This is a genomic window from Amycolatopsis sp. lyj-23 (assembly GCF_046549135.1).
GTDB lineage: Bacteria > Actinomycetota > Actinomycetes > Mycobacteriales > Pseudonocardiaceae > Amycolatopsis.
This window is the reverse complement of sequence record NZ_JAJPWN010000019.1, coordinates 76,536-90,767: the sequence shown is the minus strand read 5'-3', so window position 1 is coordinate 90,767 and position 14,232 is coordinate 76,536. Positions and strand designations below refer to the sequence as shown.

1 protein-coding gene is annotated in these 14,232 nt (G+C 74.5%); it reads right to left on the bottom strand.

From position 1 onward, the window contains the following. Positions 1-26: 26 nt before the first annotated feature. Positions 27-14,219, bottom strand: coding sequence for a type I polyketide synthase (locus ACLJPY_RS38750; RefSeq protein ID WP_410595964.1), 14,193 nt, complete (start codon positions 14,217-14,219; stop codon positions 27-29). Between the last annotated feature and the right edge of the window lie 13 nt (positions 14,220-14,232).

Below are 14,232 nucleotides of genomic sequence, written 5' to 3'. Positions count from 1 at the left end.
CTCCACGATTCGTTCGCCATCGGCGGTCAGCTCGTCTGCCCGAGGGCCCGTTGCACGAGACCGGAGATGTCCAGTGCGTCGATCAGTTCTGCGTCGCCGGCGGCCGGTTCGGGGGTCTCCGCCGCCGTGTCGGTGCCGGTGCCGGTGTCGGCCAGGCCGAGCAGGGTGTCGAGCACGCCCGCCTCCTTGAACCGGGCGAGCGGCACGGAGGCGAGGACCCGCCGCAGGTCGTCTTCCCGGCCCGCCAGGCCGTCGTCGGCCTCGCGGAGGAGCTCGACCCGCAGGTAGCCGACCAGTGCCTCCGGGGTCGGGTAGTCGAAGATCAGCGTCGCGGGCAGCTTGAGCCCGGTGGCCGCGTGCAGGCTGTTGCGGAGGTTGACCGCGGCCAGCGAGTCGAAGCCGACCTCCTGGAACGCCTGCCGCGGGCCGATGCCTTCGGCGCCGCTGTGGCCGAGCACGGTCGAGGCGTGCCCGCGGACCAGCTTCAGCAGGATCCGGTTCTGCTCGGCGTCCGGGACCGCCCGCAGGGAGTCCGCGAGCGACGACGCCGTGTCGCCGTCTTCGCCGTCGTCCTGCGTGGCCTGGAGGATCGCCTTCGCTTCCGGCAGGTCCGCGAACAGCGGGCTGGGCCGGACCGAGGTGAACGCCGGGATGAACGCGGCCCAGTCCATGTCGGCCACGGCCACGGCCTTCTCGTTGCCGGCGACCGCCTGCACCATCGCGGTGACCGCCAGCGGCGGCGGCATCGGGAGGACACCGCGGCGGCGCAGCTGGGCGAGGGCGGCCTCGTCCATGCCGATGCCGATCTGGTCCAGGGCACCCCAGGCGATCGACGTCGCCTTGAGGCCGCGGGCCCGGCGCCACTCGACCAGCGCGTCGAGGACGGCGTTCGCCGCACCCGCCGGGCCCTGGCCACCGCCGCCCCAGATGCCGGCGATGGAGGAGAACACGACGAAGGCGTCGAGCGGGGTGTCCTCGAAGAGCTGGTCCAGCCACACCGCGGTGGTCACCTTGGCGGTGAAGACCTCGTCGAGGTCGGCGCGCCCGGTGTCGTCGACGGAGCTGGTCTGCGCGATGTCGGCCGCGTGCACCACGGCGGTGACCTCCGACTCCGCCACGAGCCGCGCGATCGCGTCCCGGTCGGTGTCGGCGCAGAAGTCGACCGCGGTGCCGAACCCGGCCAGCTCGGCCTTCAGTTCTTCGCCGCCGTCCCGGCCGGTGACGATGAGCCGGTCGGCGCCGGACTGCGCGAGCCAGACCGACGCGTGCCTGCCGAGCCCTTCGGCGCCGCCGGTCACCAGGACCGTGCCCCGGGGGGCCCACTTGCTCGCCGCGGACTCCGGCACGGGCTTGCGGACCAGCCGCCTGCGGTAGACGCCGGAGCGCCGGACCGCGAGCTGGTCTTCCCCGCCGGCGCCGTTGAGGACACCGAGCAGGGCCTGCGCCGTGCGCGCGTCGATCGCGGCGGGCAGGTCGACGAGACCGCCCCACCGGTCGAGGCGCTCCAGCGCGACCGCGCGGCCGAGGCCCCACACGGCCGCCTGAGCCGGTGCCGTCACGGCGTCCTGGATGCCGATGTTCACCGCGCCGGAAGTCAGGCACCACAGCGGCGCGGACGTGTTCGTGTCGCCCAGGGCCTGGACCAGGGCGAGCGTCGAGGCGGTGACCTCGGTGGCGTCCGCGGGGCCGCCGTCGAGCGCGAGCAGCGACAGCACGCCGGTGAGGTCGTTGTCCGCCAGAACCGCCCGCAGCCGCTCGGCGAGCCGCTCCCGCGAAGCTTCCTCGACCTCCAGCCGGACGAGGTCGAGGCCCTGGCCGGTCAGCTCGGTCAGCAGCGCGTCGGGCGTGCCCGCCGGGACGACGGCCAGCCAGCGCCCGCCCGGGACGCCGGTGGCTTCGCGCTCCAGCGGCTGCCAGGTGACCTGGTACCGCAGCTTCTCCGCGGTCGAGCGCTCGCGACGCCGGTCGCGCCACTCCGCGAGCACGGGCACCACGGTGGACAGCGCCCCGCGCTGCTCGGGCACCAGGTCGAGCAGCTCGGCCAGGCTGTCCATATCGGACTGTTCGATCGCGGTCCAGAACTCGCCGTCCGCGCCCTCGGCGGCCTCCGCTGCTTCGGCTTCGTGCAGCCAGAAGTGCCGCCGGTCGAAGGCGTACGTCGGCAGGTCGACCCAGCCGGCCGCGGGCAGCGCCGCGGTCCAGTCCACGGCCACGCCGCGGACGAAGAGCTCGGCCGCCGACGCCAGCAGGCGGCGCAGGCCACCGTCGTCGCGGCGCAGCGTCCCGGTCACGACGGTGTCGTCGCTCAGCTCGCTCAGCGGCTGGACGAGCACCGGGTGGGCGCTGATCTCCAGGAACGTCGTGTGCCCGCGCCCGGCGAGGTCCGCGGCCGACGGCCCGAACCGCACCTGCTGCCGCAGGTTCCGGTACCAGTAGCCGCCGTCGACGACCGCGTCTTCGATCCACTCGCCCAGGGCGGTGGAGTAGAACGGGATTTCCGGCGCCTGCGCGGTGATCCCGGCCAGGGCCTGGTCCAGGGTTTCTTCGATGGCCTCGACGTGCCGGGTGTGGCTGGCGTAGTCCACCGCGACCCGCCGCACGCGGACGCCGTCGCCCGCCAGCGCGTCCAGTGCCTCGTCGAGCGCCTGCGCGTCCCCCGCGACGACGACCGAGGACGGGCTGTTGACCGCGGCCACCTCGACCCGGTCGACCCACGGCGCCAGCCGCGCGACCGCGTCTTCCTCGCTCAGCGCGACCGAGGCCATCCCGCCGCGGCCGGCCAGTTCCGCGGCGATCGCCTGGCTGCGCAACGCGACCACCTTCGCCGCGTCGTCCAGCGACAGCGCCCCGGACACGCAGGCGGCGGCGATCTCGCCCTGCGAGTGGCCCAGCACGGCGTCCGGAACGACCCCGAGCGACGACCACACCGCGGCGAGGCCGACCATCATCGCGAAGCTGGCGGGCTGCACGACGTCGACGCGGTCCAGCAGGTCCGCGTCGCCGCGCAGGACGTCCAGCAGCGACCAGTCGATCCACGGCTCGAGAGCGGCCGCGCACTCGCCGATCCGCTCGGCGAACACCGGCGAGGAGTCCAGCAGCTCCCGGCCCATGCCCGTCCACTGCGACCCCTGGCCGGGGAAGACCCAGACGAGCTTGCCGGGCTTGCCCGCGGTCCCGGTCACGACACCGGGCGCGTTCTCCCCGCGGGCCAGTGCCTGCAAGCCGTCCTGCGCCTCGCTCGCCGAGCCCGCGATGACGACCGCGCGCTCGTTCAGCGTCGCCCGGCCCGAGACCAGGGCACGGGAGACGGCCGCCGGCGAGACGTCACCTTCGAGGAACGTCGCCAGCCGGGCGGCCTGGCCCGCCAGGGAACCGGTGCTGCGCGCGGACACCACGAGCGGCACCACGGACGCCGCCGCTTCCGCGGCAGGTTCCTCGGCGGGGCCTTCCTCGATGATCAGGTGCGCGTTCGTGCCGCTGGCGCCGAAGGAGGAGACGCCCGCGCGGCGCGGGCGGCCGTTCCGCGGCCACTCCCGGGCCTCGCTGAGAACCTCGAGCGCGCCCGCGGACCAGTCGACCTGGCTCGTGCGCTCGTCGGCGTGCAGGGTGGCCGGCATGACACCGTTCCGCATGGCCATGACCATCTTGATCACCCCGACGACCCCCGCGGCCGCCTGCGTGTGCCCGATGTTGGACTTCAGCGAGCCCAGCCACAGCGGCGTCTCCCGCTCCTGCCCGTAGGTCGCCAGCAGCGCCTGGACCTCGATGGGGTCACCCAGCGCGGTCCCGGTCCCGTGCCCTTCGACGACGTCCACTTCGGACGGTGCCAGCCCGGCGCTGGCCAGCGCGCCGCGGATCACCCGCTGCTGCGACGGCCCGTTGGGCGCGGTCAGGCCGTTGGAAGCACCGTCCTGGTTGACCGCGCTGCCGCGCAGCACGGCCAGGACGCGGTGGCCGCGTTCCCGGGCCACCGAAAGCCGTTCGAGGACGACCACGCCGACGCCCTCGGCCCAGCCCGTGCCGTCCGCACCTTCGGCGTACGCCTTGCAGCGGCCGTCGGCGGACAGGCCACGCTGGCGCGAGAACTCCAGGAAGGCGTCCGGGCTGGCCATCACGGTCGCGCCGCCGGCCAGCGCCATCGAGCACTCGCCCTGCCGCAGCGCCTGGGCCGCCAGGTGGATGGCCACCAGCGACGACGAGCACGCCGTGTCGACGGTGACCGCCGGGCCCTCGAAGCCGAAGACGTAAGCCACCCGGCCGGACGCGACGCTCGAAGCCGTGCCGGTCATCGTGTAGCCCTGGACGTCTTCGGGCACTTCGCGCAGCCGCGTCACGTAGTCGTGGTGGACGATCCCGATGAAGACGCCGACGTCGCTGCCGCGCGCCGAAAGCGGGTCGACACCAGCGCGTTCGAGGGCCTCCCAGGACGTCTCCAGCAGCAGCCGCTGCTGCGGGTCCATGGCCAGGGCTTCCCGCGGCGAGATGCCGAAGAGCCCGGCGTCGAACTGGGCCGCGTCGTGCAGAAAGCCGCCCGAACGGGTGTAGCTCGTGCCGGCGTGGGCGGGGTCCGGGTGGTAGAGGCCGTCAAGGTCCCAGCCGCGGTCGACCGGGAAGCCGGAGATCGCGTCCCGGCCTTCCGCGACGAGCTTCCACAGCTCTTCGGGGCTGTCCGCGCCACCCGGCAGCCGGGTGCTCATGCCGACGATCGCGATCGGCTCGTCGGAGACGTCCCGCGTCACGACGACCGGTGCCGCCGGGCGCTCACCGCGGAGCTCGGCCTGCAGGTGCTCGGCCAGGACGGCCGCGTTCGGGTAGTCGAAGATCAGTGTGCTGGGCAGCTCGACGCCGGTGAAGTCGCGCAGGCGGTTGCGCAGCTTGATCGCGCTGAGGGAGTCGAAGCCCAGGTCCTTGAAGGACCGGTCGACGTCGAACGCGCTCGTGTCCCGGTGCCCGAGCACCACCGCGGCGCTCTCCCGGACCAGGTCGAGCACGTCCGCCACCGGCCGGGCGGCGATCGGCTCGGCGGCCGGGGCAACTTCCCGGGTCTCGTCGGTGCCGACCCAATACCGCTCGTGCTGGAAGGCGTAGGTGGGCAGCACGGTCCCGACCGCCGTCCCCGGCCGGTCGATGACCTCGGTCCAGTTCACGGCCACCCCGCGGACGTGCAGTTCCGCGAGCGCGGTGAGGACGTCGGGCACCTCGGCGCCGTTCTTGCGCAGCGTCGCGACGCAGCTCTGCTCCGGGCCGCCGAGCGTGCCGAGCGCCATCGCGGCCAAGGCCCCACCGGGACCGAGCTCGAGGTACGTCGTCGCGCCTTCGGCGTTCAGCTTGGTGACGGCGTCGCTGAAGCGCACCGCGTTGCGCACCTGGCCGACCCAGTACTCCGGGGTGTCGAGCGCGGCGACTTCGCCGGTCAGCGTCGAGACGACGGGGATCGAACCCGCCCGGTAGGTCAGGCTTTCGGCGACCGCGCGGAACTCCTCGAGCATCGGGTCCATCAGCGGCGAGTGGAAGGCGTGGCTGACCGTCAGCCGCCGGGTCTTGCGGCCACGGCCCGCCAGTTCGGCCGCGGCGGCGAGCACAGCGTCCTCGGCGCCGGAGAGCACCACCGAGTCCGGGCCGTTGACCGCGGCGACGCAGACGGCGGCACCGAGCAGCGGCGCGACCTCGTCCTCGGTCGCCTGGACGGCGACCATCGCGCCGCCCGCGGGCAGGGCCTGCATCAGCCGGCCGCGCGCGGCGACCAGTTTCCCCGCCTCGGCGAGGTCCAGCACCCCGGACACGTGCGCGGCGGCGAGCTCGCCGATCGAGTGACCCGCCAGCAGGTCCGGCCGCACGCCCCAGGACTCGAAGAGCCGGAACAACGCGGTTTCGACGGCGAACAGCGCGCCCTGGGTGTACATCGTCCGGTCGAGCAGGGCGCTGTCGGCGAACACGACCTCGCGCAGCGGACGCTCGTTCAGGTGCGCGTCCACGGCTTCGCACGCGGCCTCGAAGGCCTCGCGGAAGACCGGGAAAGCTTCGGACAGCTCACGGCCCATCCCGGCCCACTGGCTGCCCTGACCGGTGAACAGGACAGCCAGCTTGCCGTCGACCGGCGTCCCGGTCACGACGCCGGGCCCGAAGGCGGCGAGGTCGCTGCGGAGCTGGTCCCGGTCGGAGGCCAGGACGACGGCCCGGTGGTCGAGCTGGGCCCGGGTCGTGGCCAGGGCGTGGGCGACGTCGGGGACGCGCACGTCAGCGCCGAGGAACCCGGCGAGCCGCGCGGCCTGCCCGCGTAGCCCGGCGGCCGAACGCGCGGAAAGGAGCACCGGCACCAGGAACTCGGCGGGCGCCGGTTCCGGCGTCACGACCGGCTGCGGGACTTCTTCGATGACGACGTGCGCGTTCGTCCCGCCGATCCCGAAGGACGACACGCCCGCCCGGCGCGGGTGGCCGGTGCTCGGCCAGTCCCGGGCTTCGGTCAGCAGTTCCACCGCACCCGCCGACCAGTCCACGTGGGACGACGGGCGGTCGACGTGCAGCGTCTTCGGCAGGACGCCGTGGCGCATGGCCATGACCATCTTGATCACGCCCGCGACCCCGGCGGCGGCCTGCGTGTGCCCGAGGTTCGACTTCACCGACCCGAGCCACAGCGGCTGCGCGCGGTCCTGGCCGTAGGTGGCGAGCAGCGCCTCGGCCTCGATCGGATCGCCGAGCGTGGTGCCGGTGCCGTGCGCCTCCACCGCATCGACGTCCGAAGTGGACAGACCGGCAGCCGCCAGCGCCTTGCGGATCACGCGCTGCTGGGACGGGCCGTTCGGCGCGGTCAAGCCGTTCGACGCGCCGTCGGAGTTGACCGCCGAACCGCGGACCACGGCCAGGACCTGGTGGCCCTTGCGCCGCGCCTCGGACAGCCGCTCCACCAGGAGCAGCCCGACACCTTCGGACCAGCCGGTGCCGTCCGCGGCGTCGGCGAACGCCTTGCAGCGGCCGTCCGGCGCCAGCCCGCGCTGCCGCGAGAACTCGACGAAGGTCTCGACCGTGCCCATCACCATCACGCCGCCGGCCAGCGCCATCGAGCACTCGCCGCGCTGCAGCGCCTGGACCGCCAGGTGCAGGGCCACCAGCGAAGACGAGCAAGCGGTGTCGACGGTGACGGCCGGGCCTTCGACGCCGTAGTGGTAGGCGACGCGGCCGGACAGGACGCTCGCCGAGCCGCCGGTGAGCCGGAAGCCCTCGACGCCGGTGGCCTGGTGCAGCCGCACGCTGTAATCGTGGCTGTTGACGCCGGCGAAGACGCCGATGTCCTGCCCGGCCAGGGTGGTCGGGTCGATCGCGGCCCGTTCGAACAGCTCCCAGGACGTCTCGAGCAGCAGCCGCTGCTGCGGGTCCATGGCGAGGGCCTCGTTGGGCGAGATGCCGAAGAAGGCGGCGTCGAACCCGGCGGCGTCGTCGAGGAAGGCGCCGTGCCGGACGTACGTGGTGCCTTCGTGGTCGGGGTCTTCGTGGTAGCGCCGCTCGGTGTCCCAGCCGCGGTCGGCGGGGAACTCGGTGACGGCGTCGCCGCCGTCGGCGACCAGCCGCCAGAGGTCCTCCGGGCTGTGGACGCCGCCGGGGAAGCGGCAGGCCATCGCGACGATCGCGATCGGCTCCTCGGTCGCCGCGGTCCCGATCTCGGCCGGCCGGGCGGTGGCCGTCCCGAACAGCTTGCCGCGCAGGTGGTCCGCGAGCGCCGGGGGCTTCGGGTAGTCGAAGATCATCGCCGGGGACAGGGTGAGCCCGGTCGCGGCGGCGAGCCGGTTCCGCAGCTCCACCGCGGTCAGCGAGTCGAACCCGGCGTCCTTGAACGTCCGTCCGATGTGGACGGCGTCGGTACCGGGGTGGCCGAGCACCTCGGCGGCGTGCCGCCGCACCAGGTCGAGCAGGGCCGCGGTCCGCCCGGCCTCGTCCAGCCCGGCGAGCCGTTCGGTCAGCGACGCCGTCTTGGCCGCCGTCCGGCGCGGCAGCGGGGCCAGGCCGCGCAGCAGCGGCGGCACCGCGCCACCGGACTTCGCCGTCGCCCGCAAGGCGGCGACGTCGAACTTGGCCGCCACGAGCGCGCCGCCGGTGCCGATGGCCGCGTCCAGCAGGGCCATGCCTTCGCCGTCGGGGAGGCCGGACATCCCGATCCGCTGGTTGCGCCGCAGGTCGGCGGCGCCGAGGTGCTCGGTCATCCCGCTGACCGCCGCCCAGTAACCCCAGGCGATGGAGACCGCGGGCCGGCCTTCGCTGTTCCGCTTGCGCGCCAACGCGTCCAGCTCGGCGTTGGCCGCCGCGTAGCCGGCCTGGCCGGGGTTGCCCAGCACGCCCGCCGCGGAGGAGAACAGCACGAACGCGGCGAGGTCGGCGTCCCGGGTCAGCTCGTCCAGGAGCCGGGCGGCGGCCGCCTTCGGCCGCTGCGCGGTCTCCAGCTGCTCCGGGGTGAGCTCGGAGACGACGCCGTCGGCCAGGACGCCGGCGGTGTGGATCACGGCGGTGAGCGGGTGCTCGGCCGGAATCGCCGCCAGCACGGCTTCGAGCTGCGCGCGATCGGCCGCGTCGCAGGCGGCGATGGTGACGGTCGCGCCGAGCGCGGTGAGTTCGTCGCGGAGTCCGGGCGCCTCGCCGCGGCGGCTGACCAGCACGAGGTGCCGGACGCCGTGGGCGGTGACGAGGTGCCGGGCGGTCAGCGCGCCGAGCGTGCCGGTGCCGCCGGTGATCAGGACGGTGCCGTCCGGGTCGAGCGGGCGCGCGTCCTGACCAAGCGAAACCCGGGCCAGCCGCGGCACCGAAGCGACGCCGCCGCGCACCCGCACCTGCGGTTCGCCGCTCGCCACGACGGCGGGCAGGACGGCGTGGTCGTCGAGGTCGGCCAGGATGATCCGGCCCGGGTGCTCGGACTGCGCCGAGCGCACCAGGCCCCAGATCGCGGCGGCCCCGGGCTCGGCGCAGTCGCCGGTGAGCACGGCCAGCGGGGTCTCCGCGGGGTCCGCCAACCAGGTCTGGAGCGCGGAAAGCGTCTCCTCGACCGAGGTGGCTTCGAGGGTGACGACGTCGGCTTCGGCCGCGGCGGGCAGCGGGATCTCCGGCCACTCGACGCGGAAGAGCGAGTCGGTGCTCTGCTGCGCGGCGGCGAACGGCGTGCCGCGCACGGATTCGACGGTCAGGACCGGCTGTCCGGCCGGGTCGGTCAGCCGCAGGCCGGTCGCCGTCGGCGTCACGGTCGCCGTCGTGGCCCCGGCGGCCAGCAGCGACACGCCGGTCCAGGCGGACGGGAGCAGGTCGTCGCCGACGACCGTGCGGACGGCGGCGTCGAACAGCGCGGGGTGGATGCCGTAGCGGTCGGCGTCTCGGAGTCCTTCGACGGTGACGTCGGTGGCGTCTCCCGCCGTCGCCGGGTCCGTCACCTCGGCGACGGCGGGAGCAAGCGTGCCGTGGGCGTGCCGCGTCCACGGTTCGTCCGCCTCGCGGGAGAAGACCTCGATCGGCCGGCGTCCCTGCTCGCCGGGCTCGCCGACGAGCAGCTGGACGTCCCGGCCACCGCGCGGCGGCAGCACCACCGGCACGTCGACGGTCAGGTCGGCGAGGAAGGGGGTGGCGGCCAGGTCGCCGAGCCGGATGGCCGCCTCGACCAGCGCCGCGTTCGGCACCAGGCCGTCCGCCGCCCACGGGAGCGCGCGGCGCGTCCACCGCGCCACGGCGGTGCGGCAGTCGGAGCCGGGCGTGCCGACGATCGTGCCCAGGAGCGGGTCCCCGGCCGCCGTCGGTTCGGCCGGTTCGAGCCAGTAGTGCCGGTGGTCGAAGGCGTAGGTCGGCAGCTCGACCCACCCGGCGGCGGGCACCACCGCCGTCCAGTCCACGTCGATGCCGCGGACGAACAGCTCGCCCATCGAGGTCAGGAGCCGGCGCAGGCCACCGTCGGCACGCCGGAGCGTCCCGACGACCGCGTCGGTGAGTTCGCTGATCGGCTGCACCAGCACCGGGTGCGCACTGACCTCGACGAACACCTGGTGGCCCTGCTCGAGCAAAGCCGTCGCGGCCGCCCCGAACCGGACCTGGTTGCGCAGGTTCCGGTACCAGTAGCCGCCGTCCAGGACCCCGGCTTCGCGCACCCACTCGCCGGTGACGGTGGAGTAGAACGGCACGGCCGGCGCCTGCGCGCCGATCCCGGCCAAGGTCTCCGCGAGGGTGTCCTCGATGTCTTCGACGTGCCGGGTGTGGGACGCGTAGTCCACCGCCACCCGCCGAACCCGGATGCCTTCTGCGGACAGGGTTTCGAGGGTCGTGTCGAGGGCCTGAGCGTCCCCGGCGATCACCACCGACGACGGGCCGTTGACGGCGGCGACCTCGACCCCGTCCGCCAGCCGCGGGACGACGTCGTCCTCGCCCATGGCGACCGACGCCATCCCGCCCCGGCCGGAGAGTTCCGCCGCGATGGCCTGGCTGCGCAGGGCCACCACCTTCGCCGCGTCTTCCAGCGACAGCGCGCCCGACACGCAGGCCGCGGCGATCTCGCCCTGCGAGTGCCCGACGACGGCGTCCGGCCGCACACCCACGGACTCCCAGACGGCAGCCAGCCCGACCATCACCGCGAAACACGCGGGCTGCAGCACGTCCACGCGGTCCAGCTCGCCCTCGCCCCGCAGGACGTCGACCAGCGACCAGTCGATCCACGGCTCCAACGCCGTCGCGCACTCGGCGATCCGCGCGGCGAACACCGGGGACTCTTCCAGCAGCTCACGGCCCATCCCGGCCCACTGCGTCCCCTGACCCGGGAAGACCCACACGACCTTGCCCGGCGCCGGTGAACCGGCCGGGTTCAGCGCCCGCAGCCCGGCCACGGCTTCTTCGCGCGAACCGGCCACGACGACCGCGCGTTCGTCCAGCACCGCACGCCGCGACACCAGCGCGGCGGCCACCTCGGTCAGCGAGACGTCCCCTTCGAGGAACGCCGCCAGCCGCTCGGCCTGCCCGGACAGCGCCGCCGTGCTGCGCGCCGACACCACCAGCGGCACCACGGGCGCTTCCGGGGTCGGCACCGGCTCTTCGGCGGGTGCTTCCTCGATGATCAGGTGCGCATTCGTCCCGCTGACGCCGAAGGACGAGACTCCGGCCCGGCGCGGCCGTCCGGTGCGCGGCCACTCCTGCGCTTCCGTCAGCAACGAGACCGCACCGGCCGACCAATCCACCTCGGCAGTCGGCTTGTCGACGTGCAGCGTCGGCGGCAGGACCTCGTGCCGCAGGGCCTGGATCATCTTGATCACGCCCGCGACCCCCGCGGCCGCCTGCGCGTGCCCGATGTTCGACTTGAGCGAGCCGAGCCACAGCGGCTGCTCCCGCTCCTGGCCGTAGGTCGCCAGCAGGGCCTGCGCCTCGATCGGGTCACCCAGGGTCGTGCCGGTTCCGTGCGCCTCGACGACGTCCACCTCGGACGGGACCAGCCCGGCCGCGGCCAGCGCGCGGCGGATGACCCGCTGCTGCGAGAGGCCGTTCGGCGCGGTCAGGCCGTTGGAAGCGCCGTCCTGGTTGACCGCGCTGCCGCGCAGCACGGCCAGCACGCGGTGCCCGCGCTCCCGGGCCACCGACAGCCGCTCCAGCACGACCACGCCGACGCCCTCGGCCCAGCCGGTGCCGTCGGCGGCCGCCGCGAAGGGCTTGCACCGGCCGTCGGGCGCCAGCGCGCGCTGGCGGGAGAACTCCACGAACGAACCCGGCGTCGCCATCACCGTGACCCCGCCGGCGAGGGCCATCGAGCACTCGCCCTGCCGCAGGGCCTGCGCGGCCAGGTGCATCGCGACCAGCGACGACGAACACGCCGTGTCGACGGTGACCGCCGGGCCTTCCAGGCCCAGCACGTACGACACCCGCCCGGACGCCACGCTCGACGCGACACCGGTGGTGACGAAGCCTTCGAGTTCGGGCGCCACCGCGCCCCCGGTCCCGTACCCCTGGCCCATCAGGCCGGAGAACACGCCGGTGTCGGTGCCCTTCAGGGCGATCGGGTCGACCCCGGCGTTTTCCAGGGCCTCCCACGACGTCTCCAGCAGCAGCCGCTGCTGCGGGTCCATCGCCAGGGCTTCCCGCGGCGAGATCCCGAAGAAGCCGGCGTCGAAGTCCCCCGCGTCGTGCAGGAACCCGCCCTGGCCGACGTACGACGTCCCGGCGCGTTCGCGGGCCGGGTCGAGCAGGCTGTCCAGGTCCCAGCCCCGGTCGCCGGGGAACTCCGAGACGGCGTCGACGCGCTCGGCCACCAGCCGCCACAGGTCCTCGGGCGAAGCCACGCCGCCCGGCAGCCGGCAGGCCATGCCGACGACGGCGATCGGCTCGCCGGGGTCGGCCGCCACCACGGGCTCGGGGACGGCTCGGGTGATCCCGAGCAGCTCGTCCCGGACGCGGGCGGCGAGCGCCGACGGCGTCGGGTGGTCGAAGACGGCGCTGGCGGGCAGCCACATCCCCGTGGCTTCCGTCAGCCGATTGCGCAGCTCGACGATGGCCAGCGAGGTGAAGCCGAGGTCGCGGAACGCGCGTCCGGCCGGGACGGGCTGTCCCAGCACCTCGGCGGCCTGGGTGCGGACGAGCTCTTCCAGCAGCCCGGCCTGGGCGCGCTCGTCCAAAGCAGACAGTCGCGTCCGCAGCGCCGCCGCGACGGCCGCGTCGGCCTGCCGGGACTCCTCCGCGTGTTCGGCCGCGGTGTACCGCAGCTCGCCCGGCTCGTCGGCCAGCAGGCCGCGCCGGATCTTGCCCGACGCCGTCCGCGGGATGCGGGCGACTTCGACGATCCGCTCGGGCACCTTGTAGGCGGACAGCTGCTCGCGGCACTTGCCGATCAGGGCGGCGGGGTCGAACCCCGACGGCCCGGGGATCACGTAGGCGACCGGCACCTCGCCGAGCGTGTCGTGCGGTGCCCCGCCGACCGCCGCGTCGGCGACGCCGTCGGCCGTGCGCAGGACCGCCTCGACTTCGCCGGGGTGGATGTTCGCCCCGCCCCGGATGACGAGCTCCTTGATCCGGCCGCGGATGGTGAAGTAGCCGTCGTCGTCGCGGCGGGCCAGGTCACCGGTCCGGAACCAGCCGTCCCGCATCGCCGCGGCGGTCGCTTCCGGGCTGTTGTGGTAGCCGAGCATGACGTTGGGCCCCTTGACCCAGACCTCGCCCTCCTGGCCGGCCGGGACGTCGAGCCCGGTTTCGGGGTCGACGAGCCGCACGCCGACGCCCGGCACGGGCCGGCCGCACGAGCCCTCGACGCGGGCGCCGTCCGGCGGGTTCATGGTGATGGCCCCGCACGTCTCGGTGCTGCCGTAGGCGTCGATCAGCGGGACGCCGAAGGTCTCTTCGAACTCGCGGCGGAGCCCGGCGCCGAGGACCGCGCCCCCGGCCAGGCCGATCCGCAGGCTCGGCGCGGAGAACCCGCGCTGCCGGGCGGCCCGCACCAGGTGGTGGTAGGTCGTGGGCACGCCGGCCAGGAACGTCGAGTCCTCCACCTGCAGCAGCCGCATCACGTCGTCGGCGGAGCTGCCGTCCGCGATCCGGACGGTCGCGCCGACCACGGTGGCCGAGAGCACGCAGGCGATGTGGGACAGGCTGTGGAACAGCGGCAGCGGCCAGAGCACCCGGTCCCGGTCGCTCAGCCCGGGGAACGGCACGTAGCAGGACGCGACCGACCACAGGCCGTTGCGCTGCGTCGACACCACGCCCTTGGGGCGCCCGGTCGTCCCCGACGTGTAGAACATCCAGGCCGGCTCGTCGAGCTCGAGGTCGTCCGGCGCGGGCCGGCCGGGTTCGCGGCGGGCGAGTTCGTCGTAGGAGTGCGCGCCCGCCGGGACGTCGTCGCCGGTCACCAGCAGCCGCACGGCCGGCGCGACCGGCAGCCGGGCCGCCTGCGCGGTGTCGGTGATGACCACCGTGGCGCCGCTGTCGGTCAGCGGGTGCGCCAGCTCGGCCGTCGCCGAGCCGGGGTTGAGCGGCACGCCGACCGCACCCGCGCGCAGGACCGCGTAGTAGCTCTCCACAGTGGACACGCGGTTGCCGAGGCAGATCGCCACCCGGTCCCCGTGCCGGACGCCGAGGGCGGCCAGGTGGCCGGCCAGCCGGCGCGTCCGCGCCTCGAGGTCGTCGTAGGTGAGCGCCCGGTGGTCGTCGGCGAAGGCGACCTTGCCGGGGAACCGGGTCGCGTTCTCCAGGAGTGCGACGTGAAGTGGCTTGATGAGATCGGTGCGCACTGTGCCGCAGATC